This is a genomic window from Streptomyces narbonensis, assembly GCF_014649015.1.
Classification (GTDB): Bacteria; Actinomycetota; Actinomycetes; order Streptomycetales; family Streptomycetaceae; genus Streptomyces; species Streptomyces narbonensis.
Genome location: NZ_BMSF01000031.1, coordinates 1 through 19,852, shown reverse-complemented (window position 1 = coordinate 19,852; position 19,852 = coordinate 1). Strand labels below are relative to the sequence as shown.

The 19,852-nt window shown below is 71.6% G+C and carries 18 protein-coding genes; 9 read left to right on the top strand and 9 right to left on the bottom strand.

Going from position 1 to position 19,852, the window contains the following annotated elements; genetic code table 11:
* Window positions 1-31: 31 nt before the first annotated feature.
* From IE124_RS33075 to IE124_RS33055, 5 genes are all read right to left on the bottom strand, one after another.
* Window positions 32-1,294 (bottom strand): esterase/lipase family protein, encoded by a 1,263-nt coding sequence (locus IE124_RS33075; protein ID WP_189513560.1) that lies wholly within the window; start codon window positions 1,292-1,294, stop codon window positions 32-34.
* Between the two features lie 253 nt (window positions 1,295-1,547).
* Window positions 1,548-2,726 (bottom strand): FG-GAP-like repeat-containing protein, encoded by a 1,179-nt coding sequence (locus tag IE124_RS33070; RefSeq protein WP_189513558.1) that lies wholly within the window; start codon window positions 2,724-2,726, stop codon window positions 1,548-1,550.
* Between the two features lie 497 nt (window positions 2,727-3,223).
* Complete coding sequence (locus tag IE124_RS33065; RefSeq protein WP_189513556.1) at window positions 3,224-4,276, bottom strand: SGNH/GDSL hydrolase family protein; 1,053 nt, start codon at window positions 4,274-4,276, stop codon at window positions 3,224-3,226.
* Between the two features lie 486 nt (window positions 4,277-4,762).
* A complete protein-coding gene (locus IE124_RS33060) occupies window positions 4,763-4,984 on the bottom strand; it encodes a hypothetical protein (protein ID WP_189513554.1) in 222 nt (73 codons plus the stop codon).
* 20 nt (window positions 4,985-5,004) lie between these two features.
* On the bottom strand, window positions 5,005-5,247 hold the full coding sequence (locus tag IE124_RS33055; RefSeq protein WP_189513552.1) for a hypothetical protein: 243 nt from the start codon (window positions 5,245-5,247) through the stop codon (window positions 5,005-5,007).
* 109 nt (window positions 5,248-5,356) lie between these two features.
* On the opposite strand from IE124_RS33055, the gene IE124_RS33050 reads away from it, so the two are divergent.
* Window positions 5,357-6,178: a helix-turn-helix domain-containing protein gene (locus tag IE124_RS33050; RefSeq protein WP_189513550.1), complete on the top strand. Its 822-nt coding sequence runs from the start codon at window positions 5,357-5,359 to the stop codon at window positions 6,176-6,178.
* Window positions 6,171-6,362, top strand: a complete 192-nt coding sequence (locus IE124_RS33045; RefSeq protein WP_189513548.1) for a DUF397 domain-containing protein — start codon at window positions 6,171-6,173, stop codon at window positions 6,360-6,362. The genes IE124_RS33050 and IE124_RS33045 overlap by 8 nt, the downstream gene beginning before the upstream one ends.
* Window positions 6,363-6,365: 3 nt before the next feature.
* Here IE124_RS33045 and IE124_RS33040 read toward each other — a convergent pair whose 3' ends face one another.
* Window positions 6,366-7,391, bottom strand: coding sequence for a hypothetical protein (locus tag IE124_RS33040; protein WP_189513546.1), 1,026 nt, complete (start codon window positions 7,389-7,391; stop codon window positions 6,366-6,368).
* 75 nt (window positions 7,392-7,466) lie between these two features.
* Here IE124_RS33040 and IE124_RS33035 point away from each other — a divergent pair, with 75 nt between their 5' ends.
* Genes IE124_RS33035 through hutH form a run of 3 tightly spaced genes read left to right on the top strand, consistent with a single transcriptional unit; the run spans window position 7,467 to window position 11,745 of the window.
* Entirely contained in the window at window positions 7,467-7,865 is a 399-nt protein-coding gene (locus tag IE124_RS33035; protein ID WP_189513544.1) for a hypothetical protein, read from the top strand.
* Window positions 7,862-10,150 carry a tetratricopeptide repeat protein gene (locus IE124_RS33030; RefSeq protein ID WP_189513543.1) on the top strand — a complete coding sequence of 763 codons (2,289 nt, stop codon included), beginning with the start codon at window positions 7,862-7,864 and terminating at the stop codon, window positions 10,148-10,150. Before IE124_RS33035 ends, IE124_RS33030 begins: the two co-directional genes overlap by 4 nt.
* A gap of 47 nt (window positions 10,151-10,197) precedes the next feature.
* The gene (hutH, locus tag IE124_RS33025; RefSeq protein ID WP_189513542.1) at window positions 10,198-11,745 is read left to right on the top strand and encodes a histidine ammonia-lyase; all 1,548 of its coding nucleotides are present in this window, start codon (window positions 10,198-10,200) and stop codon (window positions 11,743-11,745) included.
* 76 nt (window positions 11,746-11,821) lie between these two features.
* On the opposite strand, the gene IE124_RS33020 is transcribed toward hutH, so the two are convergent.
* Entirely contained in the window at window positions 11,822-12,097 is a 276-nt protein-coding gene (locus tag IE124_RS33020; RefSeq protein WP_189513541.1) for a hypothetical protein, read from the bottom strand.
* 110 nt (window positions 12,098-12,207) lie between these two features.
* Here IE124_RS33020 and IE124_RS33015 point away from each other — a divergent pair, with 110 nt between their 5' ends.
* Complete coding sequence (locus IE124_RS33015; RefSeq protein ID WP_189513540.1) at window positions 12,208-12,573, top strand: hypothetical protein; 366 nt, start codon at window positions 12,208-12,210, stop codon at window positions 12,571-12,573.
* A 202-nt stretch (window positions 12,574-12,775) separates the two neighbouring features.
* A complete protein-coding gene (locus IE124_RS33010; RefSeq protein ID WP_189513539.1) occupies window positions 12,776-14,044 on the top strand; it encodes a L,D-transpeptidase in 1,269 nt (422 codons plus the stop codon).
* A gap of 116 nt (window positions 14,045-14,160) precedes the next feature.
* On the opposite strand, the gene IE124_RS33005 is transcribed toward IE124_RS33010, so the two are convergent.
* Window positions 14,161-15,033, bottom strand: a complete 873-nt coding sequence (locus IE124_RS33005) for a helix-turn-helix domain-containing protein (protein ID WP_189513538.1) — start codon at window positions 15,031-15,033, stop codon at window positions 14,161-14,163.
* Window positions 15,034-15,173: 140 nt separating this feature from the next.
* Between IE124_RS33005 and IE124_RS33000 the strand changes: the two genes are divergently transcribed.
* Entirely contained in the window at window positions 15,174-16,226 is a 1,053-nt protein-coding gene (locus tag IE124_RS33000) for an NAD(P)-dependent alcohol dehydrogenase (protein WP_189513537.1), read from the top strand.
* A gap of 190 nt (window positions 16,227-16,416) precedes the next feature.
* Here IE124_RS33000 and IE124_RS32995 read toward each other — a convergent pair whose 3' ends face one another.
* Window positions 16,417-18,861, bottom strand: a complete 2,445-nt coding sequence (locus IE124_RS32995) for a glycoside hydrolase family 84 protein (RefSeq protein WP_189513535.1) — start codon at window positions 18,859-18,861, stop codon at window positions 16,417-16,419.
* Window positions 18,862-19,297: 436 nt separating this feature from the next.
* On the opposite strand from IE124_RS32995, the gene IE124_RS32990 reads away from it, so the two are divergent.
* A partial coding sequence (locus IE124_RS32990) for an S-adenosylmethionine synthetase N-terminal domain-containing protein (protein ID WP_306432457.1) occupies window positions 19,298-19,852 on the top strand: 555 nt, incomplete at its 3' end.

Here is a 19,852-nt window from a genome sequence, read left to right as displayed (position 1 = left end):
GAGGGGAGACGGCCCGCGGGGCCGACGGCGGTCAGTCGGTGGAGGCGATCTCGTTCACGAGCCACGAGCCGAGTTCCTCGGTCATGGTGGTGTGCGGTTCGTTGCGGCTCGCGCAGAGGAAGGCGTCGAGTTCGCTGGCATCCGGGGTGATCGGCTTGTAGAGCGCCTGCTGGTCGTCGATGTCACCGGCGGCGACGGCGCTGATGCTGGGGATGAAACAGGACGTGGGGATGCGGTCCTTGTCCACGATGTTGCGCAGACCCAGCATGAGGAGGCCGGCCAGGCCGAAGCTGCCGGGGTCGCTGCCGTCCGGGAGCGGCAGGGTGAAGACGCCGCCTGGAGCGCCGTCGATCTCGGGCAGCCCGCTGGTGTCGACCAGGAACGGCTCCCCGCCCTTCTTCTGCAGGCGGGCGACGACCGGGTCGCCCTGGGCCTGGGTCTTGAGCCAGGTGTCGTTCAGCGTCAGGCCGTTGCCCCGGACCGCGGTCGCGTCGGGCTGGATGCCGTTGCCGTTGCCGGTGTCCATGCCGTTGGCGACGCCGATCTTGCGGAGATTCCGCGGCCAGCTCCCGAGCTCTTCGAGCTCCTTGAGGAAGGCCACCCGCTCCGCAGCCGCCGCCGGGGTGTCGTCGGCCTTCGCGATGTACCAGCGCGCCATCTGCTTCGCGGCGGGGCTGTTGAGCAGGCCGGAGAAGAGGCGGAGGGAATCCCCGACGACAGGGTCCTCACTGAAGTTGTCCGCCGCGAAGTGGACGAACGCCTGGAGTGAGACGGGAAGCCAGGCGCCCTGGTGAGGCGAGTCGTACGAGAGGTGGACGGCCGTCTCGTGGTCGGGAAGGGAGGGGTCCCGCTCCATCTTGGCCAGCGCGTAGCGGGTGATCAGGCCGCCCATGCTGAAGCCGCCCACGACCAGCTTCGAGCGGCCCACCCGCTCGCTGAGGGCGCGGCGGATGCAGTCGATGGCGGTGTCGGCGTTGTCCTTGATCGGCGCCGTCCGGTCGTTGTAGCCGAGGATGATCACATCCCGGCCGGTCGCGTGGAGTTCGGAGATGAAGCGGTAGTCGCCGTTCTCCTCCAGGCCGTGCCAGAGCGTGTCGAGCTCGCTCGTGCCGTTCGAGAAGCCGTCGGAGAGGATGACGGGCCGGATGAGCTGCCGACGGTTCAGCGGGCTGTAGTAGACCCACGCGGTTCCGCCGGTGAGCGGCCACTCGTCGTGAGGCTCCGGTGCGGAGGGAGCCGCGGAGCGGGGCTCGGGGGAGATCGGGCCCCAGATGTCAACGACGGGGGTGCGCATGATGAGTTGACTCCTCGAATCGTTCACGGGTTCGCCGAACGGCTGACCTCGAAAACCGACCCTAGGGAGTGAACAGCCGTCACGGACAGTGACGGGCGCGAGGGTTCACACGAAGGTGGCCACCTTGGCCCAGGAGGTGTAAACGCCCGTTAACACGGGCACGGCGCCTGCCTGCTTCCCCGACCTGACCGGACCGGAGCGGCCTGCGCACGAGAAGAGGGCCCCCGCCCGCAGGCGGAGACCCTCTCCGGGATCAGAAGGCGCCGTTCAGGAGCCACCAGGTGCCGGTGGTCCAGTCGCCCGCGCGCAGGCCGCCCGTGCCGGTGCCCTCGTACTGGAGGAGCTTGTCGTAGTCCCCCGTTGCGATCAGGTCCGGCTTGCCGTCGCCCGACCAGTCGCCGTTGGCGATGAGGGACGTCATGGCGTTCCAGCCGCCGCTGCCGACCAGCACCCGCGAGCCCAGCGCGCCGGGCTTGCCCGGGTAGAGCCAGAGCTTGCCGGTGGACGCCTCGCGGGCGTACAGGTCGGCCCGGCCGTCGCCGTTCATGTCACCGACGCCGGTCAGCGCGTTCATGCCGTTCCAGCCGCCGTTGCCGATGAGCTTGCGCGCACCCAGCGTGCCCGTGGACGTGCCCGGGTACAGCCACAGCCGGCCCGTGGACCTCTCGACCGCGAGGAGGTCCGACTTCGCGTCGCCGGTCAGGTCGCCGAACGCGGCGATCCGGCTCATGGCGTTCCAGCCGCCCGCGCCGATCAGCTTGCGCGCGCCGAGGCCGCCCGTGCCGGTCCCGGGGTAGAGCCACAGCTTGCCGGTGGCCTTCTCGCGCGTGATCACGTCCTCGCGCCCGTCACGGCTGAAGTCGCCGTGCCGGACCATGGCGTCGAAGGCGTTCCAGCCGCCGGAGCCGACCTTCCGGCCGGTGCCGTCACCGGGCAGGAACCACAGGCGCCCGACCAGGTCGCGGACGAGGACGTCCGACGTCCGGTCGCCGTTCATGTCGCCGAACGTGGCCGCCGTGGGCGAGGTCTCCGCGCTCCAGTAGGGGTACGCGTCCGTCTCGCACTCCCGGAGCGTGGGCACCATCTTCACCGAGCTCACGGACGTGCTGGCGATACTGGTGGGATAGCCCTCGTTCTCGTACCAGGAGACGCCGTCCTCGTAGTTCGGCTTCTCGTAGGTGCAGGCGATGAGCGACGAGCGGTTGATGACCAGGCGGAACTTGTTGTCCCAGGTGCCCAGCGATGCCTTGCTCGCGTTCGTCTTGAACATCGAGCCCGTGCCGTGGGTGTCCGCCCACGCGCAGAAGTAGCCCGTGGGGCAGTCGCCGACCGCGGCCTGCGCGGGCGCGATGCCCGAGCCGAGCAGAGCCGCCGAGGTGAGTCCCAGCGCGACGGCCGTGGAGGCCAGGCGCCGGAACAGGGGTTTACGCATACGTTTCCCTCCCTGAACGCGGCACGCACACGCTTTCGAGGCGTGCCGCGAGGGGGAAGGTACCGGCTGCCCTCACCCGGTCGCCACGCGGACTCGTCTTCCGGCGGAGGCGTATGCCGACCTCGGGGAACATCGGTGTCGGATCGTGCGCCGAGCCTGCGTCGGCCCTGGTGGGCGGCCGACGGGTGGCACCGCCGGGGCCCGCTCCTCGTCACGGGCGGGCCTGACGGGGTCGATCACTCGGGACCTCGCCGACCGCATCCCCGTCGACAACACCGCCGACGGGAACGGCTACGGCGCGTGGACTCTCCACGAGAACGGCCGACTGGACTTCGCCGGCCGGGTCGACGGCCAGTGGATCGACGAAGACCGTCGGCCGGGGCTGCGGCGTCTACCGCACGGTCCTCTCGACCGGGCCCGGGCCGAACCGCCGCCCGGACCACGATCGTTCTCACCGGCGACCGCTGTACCGATGTTCCCCGAGGTCGTATGCGGCCCTACCGGTTGAGGGCCTCCTCGATCTTGGCGGCGACGTGCTCGGCCTGGAGGTCGCGGCCCTTCTCGTTCGGGTGGGCGTACCACGGGAGCGTGGTCTCGAACACGCTGACCTGGGAAGGCTCCAGCAGGCCGCCGATGCCCCGGTCGGCGCCGTCGCAGGCGGTGTTGCCGCCGGTCTCGGCGTAGAGGTCCACGAAGTCGACGCCGCCCTCGGCGTCCGCGGCGGCCTTCTTCATGACGTCGTTCAGCCGCTTCTGGATCTGGTCCAGGAACGGCAGGGCGTCCTGTGGGATGTCCGCGAGCGGCAGCTCCGTCTGGCCGGGCGCGGCGGTCAGGCACGTGTCGGTGTCCTCGGGTACGAGCCGGGGGTAGCCGACCAGGACGCGCCGGGCGTCGGGGGAGAAGTACCCGACGCGGTCGAGCAGCTCCTCCAGCTCCCAGCCGACCTGCTCGAACCGGTCGTCCAGCCACTGCTTCCCGTCCCCGGACCCGAAGAACTCGGCGCACTTGGCAGCCGGTTCGTCCTCGTCCACGGGCGTTCCGGGCAGCAGGGCGTTCTCCGGGGCGCGCAGCTTGTCGGAGCACTGCTTGAGGATGCGGGTGAAGCCCAGGGTGTTGCCGCCCATGCTGCCCACGGCCAGCTGGGTGTCAGCCTTGAGTGCTTCCTGCTGTGCCGGGACCTTCAGATCGGCTCCGGGGAACGTCTCCTGCTCGTTCCAGAAGTGGTGGACGAGGGCGCCTCCGCAGGAGACGTCCGACTGCACGGTGAGCGTGACGCCCTTGTCCGCGAGGCGCCGGGTCGCGACGGTGGGGTAGTTCTCGTTCGCCCGGAAGCAGAAGAACCTGTTGGGGTCGTCCTGGTGGAAGGGGGCGATGCCGTAGTTGGACGTGTACGAGTCGCCGAAGAAGACGGTCGGTACGGGGTCGGCGGGTGCCGCGCCGGCGCTTGCCACCGGACCGGCGAGCGCCAGGCAGCTGCCCAGCGCGACGGCCGCGGTGGTCAGCCGCCGTGCCAGGGGGGTCTTCTTCGTCTTGCGCGTGGCCGTGGACATGGCTGTGCCCTTTCGTCTGTACCTGGAGAGCGGGAGAGGTGTAACGCTCCGTATTCAGGCAGATTCGGAAGGTGATCTTCCAGAGGGTGTGCGCCGCATCGGGGTGTTCTCGGCCAACTCGTGGGGTGTGGGTCCGTCGTGCCTGGTCGGGCAGGGTGTCTGGGGTGCGGGCCGTGCGTGGTCGCCACCCGAACGGGGTGGAGTCCGTCTCGGTGGCGCTCGCCCCGTGTCGTGAGGGTGCGTAACGGCGGGGCGGAGGCGCGGGTGCCGCGGTCGGTCGTGTCGTACGGGGGAGCGGTCGTCGAGAATGTGTTCGGCACCTGGTGTCGCTCGCTGCGGCTGATCGGCCGGAAGTCAGCCGCCTGTGGCGGGTGCCCGCCGAATGACCTCGTAACGGACCGGCCTCCGGCATCAGTCAGAGGCCGGTCCGTTCCCTCGGACAGGAGTCGGTGGCTACTAAGCTCGCGCGGCAAGCCTCGGGGGTCGTCACCGAACTCCGGGCGCCCTGCCGTCGCTTCGCCCGGGCGCCGAGGTGCTGATGACCCGGACCGCCCCGCGCGGCGTCAGGCTCGCGCGCTCCTCGGGGCTCGCGGTCCAGCACTCGTCGATAGCCGCCTCCCAGAGATAGCCGCTGGGGCGGACCAGCGTGAGCGACTTCCCCCGTACGCCCAGCACTCGCCCCGTCAGCGCCCGCTGAGCGTCGATCACGACGTCACCGACGCGGTACCTCACGGGGTGTGCCGGGCGATGGCGGTGCGAAGGAGTGCGGTGAGCCGCTTGGCGCCGCCGAGGCCGACGGTCCCGAGCCCGTACCGGTGGATGTCTCCGCCCGGCGCGTGCGTGACGTCCCGGTAGAGGCCGTTGGTGGGGAGTCCGGCGGTGTCCATGGCGGCCTTCAGTTCGCGGTAGACCCGGGCCGCCTCCGGCTCGTTGGCGGGGCGGATGGGGGGTGTGGGTGTGGGGGTGCGCATGGAGGGCTCACTTTCTGATGGATCTCCACCGGACTGCCTCCACGATGGCGTGACCGCCCCTACGCTTTCCAGGAGTTGAGTTCCCGTGCACAGGTGAGGAACGGGGCATATGCCAGGAGCGCAAGATCTGGACCCCGGGGACAGCATCGAGCAGTACCTCGGGAACATGGTCCGCGAGGCGAGGCTGGCGCTGGGGCGTGAGTGGACGCAGGCGTACGTGGCGAAGCAGGTCTTCAGTAGCGGCACCCGGCTGTCCGAGATCGAGCGCGGCGAGGACCCCCCGGACCGGGACCTGGCGAAGAAGCTGGAGATCGTCCTGCGACTCCCGCCCGGCTCTCTGGTGAACCTCGTGAAGATCCTCACCGACCAGAACGTGCGCGACTACGCGAAGACGTACATGCGGCGGCAGCTCGAAGCCACCGCCATACACGAGTTCTCGATCGTCGTGCCGGGCCTCCTCCAGACCGCCGACTACGCCCGGGCGGCGATGGAGGCGGGCCTCGCCGGCGACTCGGGACAGATCGGCGGCTTCGTCGGCAGACGACTGGAGCGGCAGGCCGTCCTCGACCAGCCCGACCCGCCCTGGATGATGATCGTCCTCGACGAGGCCGCCCTGCGCCGCGACATGGGCGGCGGCCAGGTGATGCGGGAGCAGATCGAGCACCTTCTCGCCATGTGCGACCGCCCCAACGTGAACATCCAGGTGCTCCCCATGAAGGGCACTCCCGTGGCAGGTTCCGTCGCGCTCCTCACCCTTCCGAAGGGGGAGCGCGGGGCGTACACAGAGGGGTTCAGCACGGGCAACTACACCGAAGAACCAGCCGAGGTGATGCGTTTCCAGCGTGTCTATGATCTGTTGCAGCAGGGTGCGTTGGGTGTCCGGGCGTCCCTGGAACTGATGCGCGCGATCGCGAAGGAACACGATGACTGAGACTTCCCCGAACTGGCACAAGAGCACGTACAGCGGCAACGACAACGACGCCTGCATCGAGGTCGCCGACAACCTCCCCCGTGTCCGCGTCCGTGACACCAAGGACCACTCCCGCGGCGAGGTCACCACCACCCCCGCCGCCTGGGCCGCCTTCACCGCGTTCGCTCGGGACCACGCGCTCTGACCCCTACTGCACGCTCCAGCGCGCCGGGTGGTTCGGATCGGTCGGGCAGCCGAAGACGTTGAGCTGTCCGTGGTTGCCCACGACGACCGCGGTGGGTACGGCGTGTGGGTGCGGTCGCAGGCCCCGGTCCTCGATCGGGGTCCAGCTCTCGTATCCGCCGGTCCACTCGGACGTGCCCACCGTCAGCAGCAGGCGCATCGGCGTCGCGCACGTCCCGCAGTCCATCGTGTACGGGTCCGTCACGTGCCAGGACGCGTATCCGCCGGCCCGCCAGCCCGGCGGGATCGACAGGTCGAACTGGTAGGTCGGCGGGTCGTCTTCGGACCCCTCGTCCTCCGCCTCCTCCTCCAGTTCCTCCTCCCACGCGTAGATCCGCTCGCACAGCTCCTCGGGCAGCAGGCCCGCGAAGGGGTACGTGACCACCTGCTCCGGGTGCAGCTCGCAGGGCTCGGGGACGTACCCCTCGTAGCCGACGACCTGCGGCTGCGGCGGGGACGCCAGGATGTCCCCGACCTCCGCCGACCTGCGCCAGCGCACGTGGACGTGCATGCTGTAGCCCGTCGGGGCGTGCGCGTCGAACGGGCACCAGAAGACCTGGAGCAGGTCGGCGCCGTCCGGGCCCGGGGGGAGGTCCGGGACGTCCCGTGCGTACAGCTGCGCCAGGCCGAGCAGGGGGAGCGGGTCGGTGTCGCCCGCCTCCGGCATCCGGTGGTCGCGGCGCAACTCCTCCATCCGGCGCTGTTCCTCGTCCGTCAGGCCCTCGTACGGGTCCCGCGCCCACGCCTCGGCCATCAGCTCGCGTTCCGCGCGGACGTCCGCCGGGCGCCGCCCCCGTCCCCGTCCGTGCGCCTCCGTGCACACCGGCCACGGCTCGTCCGCCGGCCACAGCATCGGTCCGCCGACCGAGCTCGCCGACACGTCGGGCTTCCCCGGGCGGGGGTGCAGCCGGGTGGTCGTGCTCCGGTGGACGGCCAGTTCCGGGAAGAGCGACTCGACGTCGAGCGGGCGCGGCGGGGTGGTTCTCCTCATGGGGCGACCCTATGTCGGTGCCCTCACCTAGCCTGATGTGAAGGTGTGTTGGCCGACTTGTGAGCGGGGTGGGGCATGACGACGACAGGGCGTGTCGTGGCGTGGGCGGCCGGGGTCGTCGCGCTCGGGCTGATCGGGGTCGCCGTCTTCGTCGACCTCGACAGCGGCGACCGGATCGCCAGTGTCGTCGGGGCGGTGGTGGGCCTCGTGGTCGCCGCGTACACCTTCGTCGGTCCCTCAGGCTCGTCCGGGCGGCGCATCAGGGCCGGGCGGGGCGCCACTGTGATCGACGGGGATGTCAGCGGCAGTGCCGTCGGGCGCGGGGCCAAGGTCGTCGGGCCGCCCACGGCGCCCCGTACCGGGCCTCCGCGCGCCCGTGGCGCTGACGACGACGTGCGGGCGGCGCCCGGCGGCAAGGTGGTCCTCGGGGACGTGACGGACAGCGCGCTCGGCGACGAGAGCGAGCGTCGGTGACCTTCTGGCGGAAGGGCGGGGCCGGCCGAGGGACCGGCCGAGGGACCGGGCGCGGGTCCGGGCGCGGGTCAGGCCGCGGGACCGGGGGCGTCTCCGTCGGTGGGGACTCCTCGTACAGCGCGGTCGGGCCGTACAGCTCCGTCGTCGTCCAGCAGGCCGTCGCCCCGGCCGGCGTGGACTGGCCCTTGGAGGTGGGCGCCGTGCCCGCGCTCGCCTCCGCCTTCCAGCCTCGGACCGGGCTGCGCGAGCGGATCGACGCCGTGCGGGAGGAGGGCGGGACGGCGGTCCTCACGCAGGTGCTGTCCGGTGGCGGGGGAGTCGGGAAGTCGCAGCTCGCCGCGTCCTATGCGAGCCAGGCCGTCGCCGAGGGCGTGGACCTCGTCGTGTGGGCGCCGGCCGGCGAACTCCAGCAGGTCGTCACGCGGTTCGCCGAGGCGGGGATGCGGGTCGCGGCGCCCGGGGTGACCGGCTCGGACCCCGAGGCCGACGCCCGGGCGTTCCTCGCCTGGCTGGCGACCACCTCGCGGCGCTGGCTGGTCGTCCTCGACGACATCGCCGACCCCGGTGCCGTGGAGGGGTGGTGGCCTGTGAGCCGGACCGGGAGCGGGTGGGTGCTCGCCACCACGCGGCTGCACGACGCGCGGCTGACCGGGGGCGGGCGGCGGCGGGTGTCCGTCGACGTGTACGAGCCGGACGAGGCCGTCGCGTACCTGCGGGCGCGGCTCGCCGAGGACGACGGACTCGTGGACGGGGCGGTGGAGGAGCTGGCGGAGGCACTCGGGTACCTGCCGCTCGCGCTCGGGCACGCTGCCGCGTACATGATCAATCACGGGGTGGGGTGCGCGGCCTACCTGGGGCTGTTCCGGGGGAGCCGGTCCATCGCGGAGGTCCTTCCGCCGTCCGCCGACGCCGAGGGGTACGGGCGGCAGATCGCGACGACGCTGCTGCTGTCGCTGGGCGCGGCCTCGGAGGCGGATCCGGCGGGCCTCGCCCGGGCCGTCCTGAGCCTGGCGGCGTTCCTGGACCCGGCGGGCCACCCGGCGGCCCTGTGGGCCACGGAGTCGGTTCTGTCGTCCCTGGGCGACTGCGATGCGGCGACGGTCCGCACGACCCTGCGCGTCCTGCACCGGTACGCGCTGCTGACCTGCGACGGGGACGCGGTCCGTATCCACGCCTTGACGGCCCGTGCGGTCCGAGAGGTCACCCCGGAGGAGGTCGTCCCGTACCTGGCCCTCACGGCTGCCGACGGTCTGTACGAGATCTGGCCCGAGCCCGACCAGCCGCACAGGGCGCTGGCCGCCGTTCTGCGCGCCAACACCGATGTCCTCACCCGGACGGCCGGGGACCATCTGTGGGATCCGGACGGCCACGAGGTCCTCTTCCGCGCCGGCACCAGCCTGATCCACGCCGGGCTCGCCGAGTCCGCGACGGCACACTGGAGCGGCCTCGCCTCCAGGGCCGAGCGGTTGCTCGGTCCCGAGCACCCGACCACCCTCGGCTGCCGGACCAATCTGTCGGCCTGTCATGCCGTGGAGGGGCGCGTCGGCGAGGCGGTGGCCCTCACGGAGTCGGTTCTCGTCGATCGCGAACGAGTGCTCGGGCCGGGCCACCCCGACACCCTCGCCGCGAGGGCCAACGTCGCCGTCGCCATCGCCGGGGCCGGGCACCTGGGGGAAGCCGTCCTCATGACGGAGCAGGTCCTGGCCGACGGCGAGCGTGCCGGGCTGGAAGACCGTGACACGCTGCCCACGCGGCTGCATCTCGCCGAGCTCTACCGACAAGTGGGGCGAGTCGGCGAAGCCGTTGTTCTCGCGGAGAGGATTCTGGCCGACAGCGAGCGTGCTCTCGGGGCGGACCACCCGGATCTCCCCCACGCGCGCAGTGTCGTCGCCGACTGCTACATGGATGCGGGGCGATCTCTCGAAGCCGTCGCCCTGCGGGAACGGAGCCTGGCCGACGCCGAGCGCCTCCTCGGGCCGGACCATGTGGAGGTTCTTTCCCATCGGGCCTTTCTCGCCGCCTTCTACTGGGCGGTGGGACGCACCGGGGAAGCCCTGTCCCTCATGAATCGGACCATCGCCGACTCCGAACGACTTCTCGGCCCCGAGCATCCCGGCACCCTCGCCGACCGGCAGCTCCTCGCGGTCATGCGGCACCCGTGGAGGCTCCTCTGGCGCCGCATCCTGCGCCGCCCACCGTTTCCGGCGGCAGACTGGAGGCCCAGCGGTGACCACCGGCCCGGCGGCCCTCCTGCGGTAAGGGGCCGCCCCGGGGCGAGCCGGTGACCCATCACCTAGTGACAGGTTGGTCTTCAGTCCGTAGGGTGCTGAATATGGATATGCAGACAGTCGTCCTCGGCACGTCCGGCACGACCCCGCAGGATGTCATCGACGTCGCCCGCCACGGCGCCCGCGTCGAGCTGTCGACCGAGGCCGTGCGCGCCCTCTCCGCCGCCCGGGACGTGATCGACGCGCTCGCCGCCAAGCCCGAACCCGTCTACGGCGTCTCCACCGGCTTCGGCGCGCTCGCCACCCGGCACATCAGCCACGAGCTCCGTGCCCAGCTCCAGCGCAACATCGTCCGCTCGCACGCCGCCGGCATGGGCCCGCGCGTCGAGCGCGAGGTCGTGCGCGCGCTGATGTTCCTCCGGCTCAAGACCGTCGCCTCCGGTCACACCGGCGTCCGCCCCGAGGTCGCGCAGACCATGGCCGACGTCCTCAACGCCGGCATCACCCCCGTCGTCCACGAGTACGGCTCCCTCGGCTGCTCCGGCGACCTCGCACCGCTCTCCCACTGCGCCCTCGCCCTGATGGGCGAAGGAGACGCCGAGGGCCCCGACGGCGAGCTGAAGCCCGCCGGCGAGCTGCTCGCCGCGCACGGCATCGCGCCCGTCGAGCTCAAGGAGAAGGAGGGCCTCGCCCTCCTCAACGGCACCGACGGCATGCTCGGCATGCTGGTCATGGCCCTCGCCGACCTCGACACCCTCTACAAGTCGGCCGACATCACCGCCGCGCTCTCCCTCGAAGCCCTCCTCGGCACCGAGAAGGTCCTCGAACCCGAGCTGCACGCCATCCGCCCGCACCCGGGCCAGGCCGCCTCCGCCGCCAACATGCTGGCCGTGCTCAAGGGCTCCGGCCTCACCGGCCACGCCCTCGCCGGCGAGGCCCCCCGCGTCCAGGACGCCTACTCGGTGCGCTGCGCCCCGCAGGTCGCCGGCGCCGGCCGCGACACCATGGCCCACGCCCTGCTCGTCGCCGAGCGCGAGCTCGCCGCCGCCGTCGACAACCCCGTCGTCCTCGCCGACGGCCGCGTCGCCTCCAACGGCAACTTCCACGGCGCCCCCGTCGCGTACGTCCTCGACTTCCTCGCGATCGCCGCCGCCGACCTCGGCTCGATCGCCGAGCGCCGCACCGACCGGCTCCTCGACAAGAACCGCTCGCACGGCCTGCCGCCGTTCCTCGCCGAGGACGCGGGCGTCGACTCGGGCCTGATGATCGCCCAGTACACGCAGGCCGCCCTGGTCAGCGAGATGAAGCGGCTCGCCGTCCCGGCCTCCGCCGACTCCATCCCCTCCTCCGCCATGCAGGAGGACCACGTCTCCATGGGCTGGTCCGCCGCCCGCAAGCTGCGCACGGCGATCGGCAACCTGAACCGGATCATCGCGGTCGAGCTGTACGCCGCGACCCGGGGTATCGAGCTCCGCGAGGGCCTCACCCCGGCGCCCGCCTCCCAGGCCGCCATCGACGCGCTGCGCGCCGCCGGTGTCGAGGGTCCCGGGCCGGACCGGTTCCTCGCGCCCGACCTGGCCGCCGCCGACGCCTTCGTGGCCGCCGGGAAGCTGGTCGCCGCCGTGGAGCCCGTCACCGGGCCGCTGGCTTAGGGCCTGTCCGCACAGACGACGAAGGGCCCACCCGGGAGCTCCCCGGGTGGGCCCTTCGGCATGCGTGATCGGCGGCTCAGGAAGCCCTGCCCCGCTGTCTCATCGCCAGGGCCACGAAGCCCGCGCCGACCCCCAGGAAGCCCGTCCCGCCCAGCAGGTACGGCGTCGTGTCCAGGTTTCCGGTCTCCGCGAGACGAGACCCGTCCTCGGCCGGGTCGTCGTGGACGATGCCGACCCCGACCTGTACGCCGGCCTGCTCGGCGGTGGCGTTGGCGGACGGTACGAACCACAGGGCGCACAGCAGTGTTCCCGCCGCGATGGCGGTGAGAAGTGGGCGTCGGGCGGCGGACACGGAAATTTCGATCCCCCTTGCGGAAACCGCGCATCGGTCGGTCCGCAGATGCTAATGAAAACAGCGGGTCGCGGGAAAGCCGGGAGCCCGCTGACCCTACGCTCCGTCGCATGAGTACTTCCGAGACAACGCGCTTTGTGCGACTTCGTGTCGATCTCGTCCTGGAGATCGACGGTCCCGCCGAGCTGACCGAGGCCGCCGAGGGCCGGATCGACGGCGACGAGTTCATGCCCGAGGAGGAGCGCGTCCAGGCCCGCTCCGCCGCCCGCGAGGACAGCGCCGAGGCCCTCGCCTACCTCGTCGAGCCCTTCGACCTGATCCGCGAGGTCCCCGGGATCGAGATGGTCCAGGCCTCCTGGAGCACCGAGGAGGTCGAGTACGACCCCGATGCCCTGGAGTGGGACCTGGGCGAGGAAGATGAGGAGGACACGGACGGCACCGACGGCACGGACGACGTGGACGGCGGCCGGGCCTAGAGAGCGGAGCAGCAGCTCACATGGCCTCGGGACGGTGTCCCGGGGCCTTTCTCACGCCCTCGGGAACCGAACGCTCCACTCGTGCGTGTCGAGCAGTGGCGTTCCCCACAAACCGACCGGTTCCGGAACCGGACGGGGTGTCATGGGTATTTAGGTAAGCGTTGGCAAGCGCTGCTGAGCGTTGGCCTGGGATTCGGCGACGATGGAGATGCGTGTGATGACGGACGGCAAGCGCCGCAAGAGCCTGGCGGTCGCGGCCGCGGTGCTCGGCGGCGTGTTGGTGCTCTCGGCGTGCAACGACGACAACGGTGGCAGCGCCTCCGGGTCCGCGACGCCACCGTCCCAGTCCCAGGTCGACGAGGCGGCGGAGGCGGCCAAGACCTCGAAGGCGCAGATCACCATCGCGCCCAAGACCGGTACCCAGAACGCGTCGATCAACAACGACGCCAAGGTCACCGTCACCGAGGGCAAGCTCACCGACGTCACCATGACGTCCGCCGAGGGCACCGCGGTCAAGGGCGAGATAGCGGCCGACGGGCTGAGCTGGAAGCCGACCGAGCAGCTGGAGAGGGCCACGGTCTACAAGATCGCCGCCACCGCCACGGACGCGGCCGGCCTGGAGGCCCACGAGAACTCGTCCTTCACGACGGTCTCGAAGGCCAACAGCTTCATCGGCAACTTCACCCCCGAGGACGGCTCGACCGTCGGCGTCGGCATGCCCGTCTCGATCAACTTCAACAAGGCGATCACCGACAAGGCCGCCGTCCAGGGCGGCATCACCGTCACCTCCAGCGCCGGCCAGGAGGTCGTCGGACACTGGTTCAACGGCCAGCGCCTCGACTTCCGCCCCGAGAAGTACTGGACCGAGGGCTCCACGGTCACGCTGAAGCTCGACCTCGACGGCGTCGAGGGCGCCGACGGCGTCTTCGGCGTCCAGCAGAAGACCGTCACCTTCAAGATCGGCCGCAACCAGGTCTCGACCGTCGACGTCGCCACCAAGACCATGACGGTCACCCAGGACGGCAAAACGATCAAGACGATCCCGATCTCCGCCGGCTCCCCGGAGAACCCGACCTACAACGGTCAGATGGTGATCTCCGAGAAGTTCAAGGAGACCCGGATGAACGGCGCGACCGTCGGCTTCACCGACGACGACGGCAAGGGCGAGTACGACATCAAGGACGTGCCGCACGCCATGCGGCTGTCCACGTCGGGCACCTTCATCCACGGCAACTACTGGGGCCCGGACTCGATCTTCGGCTCCGCCAACACCAGCCACGGCTGCGTCGGCCTGAACGACGTCAAGGGCGCCGGCGACCCGAACCAGCAGGCCGCCTGGCTCTACGACCACTCGATCGTCGGTGACGTCGTGATCGTCAAGAACTCCAAGGACAAGACGATCGCCCCCGACAACGGCCTCAACGGCTGGAACATGAGCTGGGCCGACTGGAAGGCCGGCTCGGAGGCCTGATCCCGCCCCCCTCGTACGTACGCGGATGGCCCCCTCCTGATGGAGGGGGCCATCCGCGTACGTGGGCTACTTCCGCGTCCGCGTACGTGGGCTACTTCCGCGTCCGCGTACGTGGGCTACTTCCGCGCGGCCGCCGCCGGCTCGTCCACGCCCCACTGCGCGAGCAGCCGCAGCGCGTCCGCCGAGGCCGAGCCCGGCTCCGCGTGGTACGTCACGAGCACGAGGTCCGGGTCCCCACCCGCCACCTTCAGGCTCTCGTACGCCAGCGTCATCTCGCCCACCAGCGGATGCCGCAGCCGCTTCGTCCCGTGCCCCTTGTCCGCCACCGTGTGCGCCGCCCACAGCGAGCGGAACTCGTCGCTCTTCACCGACAGCTCACCCACCAGCGCGAGCAGCTTCGGATCGTCCGGATAGCACCCCGCGTACAGCCGGAGCAGGCTCACGACCTCGGTCGCCTTGCACTCCCAGTCCTGGTAGAGGTCCCGCGTGTTCTCCCAGAGGAAGACCAGCCGCGCCACGTTGCGCTCGTCGGGGTCCATCGCCGCGAAGTCGCCGAGCAGCGCCCGTCCCATCCGGTTCCAGGCGAGGATGTCGAGACGCCGGCCGACGACCAGCGCAGGGACGCCGTCCATCGAGTCCAGCAGATGCCGCAGACCGGGCCGCACGTGCTGCGGGCGGGCGATGGCCGCCGCGTGCCGGCGCTTCTTCGCCGTCGGCTTCGCCAGATGCGTCAGATGGGCCCGCTCCGAGTCGTTCAGCCGCAGTGCCCGCGCGATCGCGTCCAGGACCTCCATGGACACATTGCGGCCGTTGCCCTGTTCGAGACGCGTGTAGTACGCGACGGAGACACCGGCCAGCTGCGCGAGCTCCTCCCGGCGCAGCCCCGGGACCCGGCGATGGCGCCCGAACTCCGGCAGACCCACGTCCTCCGGCTTCAGCCGGGCCCGGCGCGAGCGCAGGAACTCACTGAGCTCGGCACTGAGATCCATGCGTTGATCCATGTGACCCGATTATCCCAGGCCGCACGACCGGACGGGCGGGTCTGCCTGTCCCTGCCAGTGGTAGGCACGCCGGTCGTAGGCAGAGCAGGTGTCTGGGTGATGTCCGAGGACTCCGGCAGGCTGATGCCATGACCACGAACGCGACCACCGTCCCCGCCTACGCCGCACCCGCCGCCCACGCCCCGCTGGAGCGCACCACCGTCCCGCGCCGGGCCGTCGGCGAGCACGACGTCCTCATCGACATCAAGTACGCCGGCATCTGCCACTCGGACATCCACCAGGCGCGCGACGGCTGGGGCGAGGGCATCTTCCCGATGGTCCCCGGCCACGAGATCGCGGGCGTCGTCGCGGAGGTCGGCCCCGGGGTCACGAAGCACAAGGTCGGCGACCGGGTCGGCGTCGGCTGCTTCGTCGACTCCTGCCGTGAGTGCGAGTACTGCCTGCAGGGGCTCGAGCAGTACTGCACGCAGGGCATGACCGGCACGTACAACGCGCTCGGCAAGGACGGCGAGCCCACCTACGGCGGCTACTCGACCCACATCGTCGTCGACGAGAACTACACCCTCCGCATCCCCGAGGGCATCGCCCTCGACGAGGCCGCCCCGCTGCTCTGCGCCGGCATCACCCTCTACTCGCCGCTCGCCCACTGGCAGACCGGCCCCGGCAAGAAGGTCGCCATCGTCGGCCTCGGCGGCCTCGGGCACATGGGCGTCAAGATCGCCCACGCGCTCGGCGCCGAGGTGACCGTCCTCAGCCAGTCGCTGAAGAAGCAGGAGGACGGCCTCAAGCTGGGCGCCGACCACTACTACGCGACGAGCGACCCGGAGACCTTCACGAAGCTCGCCGGCACCTTCGACCTGATCATCTCCACCGTCTCCGCCCCGCTGGACTTCGGCGCCTACCTGAGCCTGGTGAAGACGGACGGCGCCCTGGTCAACGTCGGTGCGCCCGAGGAGCCCGTCGCGCTCAACCTCTTCTCCCTCATCGGCGGCCGCAAGACCCTCGCCGGGTCGATGATCGGCGGCATCGCCGAGACGCAGGAGATGCTCGACTTCTGCGCCGCGCACGGCCTCGGCGCCGAGATCGAGGTGATCGGCGCGGACCGGATCAACGAGGCGTACGAGCGGGTCATCGCGAGCGACGTCCGCTACCGCTTCGTCATCGACACGTCGACGATCTGAGCCGGTGACGTACTGACGGGGACTGGGTCGGACTGACGGGGACTGGGTCGGAGGGGCCGGTGACGTACTGACGGGGACGGCGTCGGCGAGGCCGGTGACGTACGGACTGGGGCGGACGGACCAGGACGGCGTCGGAGGGGGCCGGGGCGTGCCGCCGCCCCGGCCCCCTCCCCGTGACCGGGTGCGGACGTCAGCTCACGCGGAACTCCCGCACGGTCAGCCACGTCTCCAGGCCGGTCTGCGCCTCGGTGGTCCGCAGCCGGACATACCGCGCCCTGGTCCCGGCCGGGGCCGTCAGGACGGTGTCGGGGCCGCCCGACAGCTCGCCGAGCGGCTGCCAGCCCGTCCCGTCGAGGGAGTACTCCACCACACCGCGCCGCGGGTAGCCCTGCGGCCGGTCGCTCGCGCCGAGCGCCAGCTCGACCTTGCCGACCGTCCGCTCGGCCCGCAGGTCGAGGCCGACGTGGGCGCCGGGCTTCGGGTCCCAGAGGCCGCGGAAATGCGTCGAGTCGTCGCCGTCGACGGCGCGCGGGATCAGGTTCTCCTGGTCCGCCTCCAGGTTGGTGAAGGCCTTCGGGCGAGGGGTCACTCCGAGGGACACGTCTTGTTCGGCGATCGCGTCGAGAACGAAGGCGTCCAGCACCCCGTCCGCGACGATGACGGGGATCTTCAGCCCGTACAGGTGGGTGTACGTGAACGACCCGGCGTGCGCGACCTGGCCGGGGAGGAGCGCGCGCAGCCGCGCGGCCTCGGCGGTGTCGCCCTCGCGCACGGCGCCGGTCAGGGCGAGCGCGGTCCGGGCCGCGGTGCCCCAGGCCTCGGCGGAGTTCAGCCAGGGGCCGGTCTGCTCGACGAAGCGGCGGTCGGGGAGGCCGGAGCGGAGCACCGCCGGGGCGTTCTCGAACGCGGCGAACTTCGCGTCGAGGACGGCGGCGGCGGTCCGGTCGCCGGTGGCCGCCTTGCGGAAGCGGGCGACGGCGGCGGCGAGTTCGGGGGACTGGCGGCCGGTCATCCGGGAGAAGAAGCTGCCGTCGGCGAAGGTCCGCAGCGCCTGCCGGACGCGCCGGTCACCGCCCGCCCGCTCCGCGAGCGCGGCGGTCCAGGCCGCCCCGGGGTCGTAGGCGCGGTCGTTCCAGAGGTACTCGGCGACCGTGAACAGCCCGATCTTGGAGGCGTCGGCCTGCGGCATCGGGTTCGCGGTGTAGCCGGCGAGGTCCTGGGGGAGGCCCTTCTCCCGGCCCTCCAGCGGGCCAAGCATCAGCCGGCCCGGGACGTAGTCGTTGACCGGGAAGTTGTCCCAGAGCAGCACGTCGTGGCCGAAGAGCCGCCGGGCCTCGGCCGCCTGGACGCGGGTGATGGCCGGGGCGATGCCCGCGGTGCCGGTCCACTGGACGAGGACCCCTTCCGCCAGCTTCTCCTCCAGGACCTTCTTGTACGGCGTCGCTTCGAGGTCGTAGTACTCGGTCGGCACCGTCTGGAGCGGGGCGGCGTCCGGGTGCGCGGTGCGCAGGCCCTCGTTCACCCGGTTCACGAACAGCGCCTGGGCCTCGCCCGCGGCGGCGCCGCCCGTGCCGAACCGCTCCCTGTCGGCCTCGCAGTTCCACGTCGTGTAGTTGATGTCGTCCAGCGGTACGGAGAAGGACCGGACCCCGATGTCCCAGACGCTCTCCAGCTTGGCGACCAGTGCCTGCGCCTCCTCGGGCGCGCTGTAGCAGACGGAGAGCCCGGGGGAGACGGCGTACGTGAGGTCGACGTGCCGGGCGCGGGCGCGGTCGGACAGCTCCCGGATCCGGGTCACCTCGGTGGCCGGGTAGGGCTCACGCCACTTGGCCCGGAGGTACGGGTCGTCCTTCGGCGAGTAGATGTACGTGTCGAGCTTGTGCTCGCCGTAGTAGTCGAGCTGGTCGAGGCGGGTGGCGTGGGTCCACGGCGTGTCGTAGAAGCCCTCGACGACACCGCGCGCGGCGGCGGCCGGCCAGTCCCGCAGGGTCATGCCCTGGAGGCGAGCCCCCGACCGGGTGGTGCGGGGCAGCAGCTGGCGCAGCGACTGCGCGGCGTAGTACGTGCCCCGGGCGTCGACGCCGGAGAGCACGATCCGCTCCGTGCCGTCGGCGGCGCGGCCCGCCGCGAGGACGTAGCCGTCGGCGGGGAGCCCCGCCGGGCCGGGGATGCCGAGGGCGCTCAGGGCGTCCGCCGAGGACGGGTTCTCGCGCACTCCGCCGACGTGGACGGCCAGTTGGCCGCGGACGGGGGCGGCGGCCTTCTGGAGGGTGCGGGCGCCGGCGTCGCGCAGGGCCTTCTCGACGACCTGGAGGGCGGCCGGATCGGTCCGCGGGTCGGTCACCAGCGTCACGGTCGGGGTGACGGTGACGGCGTCGGCCCGCTGGGCGAACCGCTGCGGGGCGGGGGTGACGGCGACGGGGCTGGTGTCGGCGGTGGCTTTCGCTGTGGGCGTGGGCGCGGGCGCGGGCGCGGGGGTGGGAGTGGGAGTGGGAGCGGGAGTGGGCGCGGGGGCCGCCGGGGCCGCGCTCGCCGGGTGGGCCAGGGGCAGTCCCAGGGCCAGGGCCAGCGCGGCGGCGACGGCGATCCGGGGCGGGGTGCGTCCGGGCTCGCCGGTGGTGCGGGTCGAGGGCATGGGGGCGCTCTCCACGGGTCGCGCGCGGCCGGGCCGCGGGTGTCGGCAGGTGCGTGTCGGTCGGGAGCACGCAGGTCATGAGCGTCGTGTCGGTCACGAGCGCGTTGGTCACGAGCGTGTCGGTCACGCGTGTCGTGTCGGTCGGGACCGACGGGGACCAGCGCAACAGGACCAGCGCAACAGGGACCACATCAGCCCCGCTGCCACCGGTCAACGCCCCTAGGTAGGGGGGTGGGCGCGCGGCCGCCCGTCGTGCGCTCCCCGTGCGCCAATAGGGGGTGGGGCAGGGGGATTTGTTGCCCGCTTCAGGGGGCAGGTGCTCTGGCGATGTCAGGAGCGGGCCGGATTCAATGTGATCCGGTTCGGCCGTCTGCCGGCCGGTCCGCTTCCGGTCCGTCATGTGTAGTCAGCAGCCGCTGCAACCCCAGGGAGCGTTGTGTCCCGTCGTCTGTTCACCTCGGAGTCCGTCACCGAGGGTCACCCGGACAAGATCGCTGACCAGATCAGCGACACCATCCTCGACGCACTGCTGCGGGAGGACCCCACCTCGCGCGTCGCCGTCGAGACGCTGATCACCACCGGTCTCGTGCATGTCGCCGGCGAGGTGACCACCAAGGCGTGGGCGGACATCCCCGCGCTGGTCCGGGGCAAGATCCTGGAGATCGGGTACGACTCCTCGAAGAAGGGCTTCGACGGCGCCTCCTGCGGCGTGTCGGTGTCCATCGGGTCGCAGTCCCCGGACATCGCCCAGGGTGTGGACACCGCGTACGAGCAGCGCGTCGAGGGCGCCTCCCGGAGGGACGCGGAGGACGAGCTGGACAAGCAGGGCGCCGGCGACCAGGGCCTGATGTTCGGCTACGCCTCGGACGAGACGCCCGAGCTGATGCCGCTGCCCATCTACCTGGCGCACCGGCTCTCGCGCCGCCTGACCGAGGTCCGCAAGAACGGGACCATCCCGTACCTGCGTCCCGACGGCAAGACCCAGGTCACC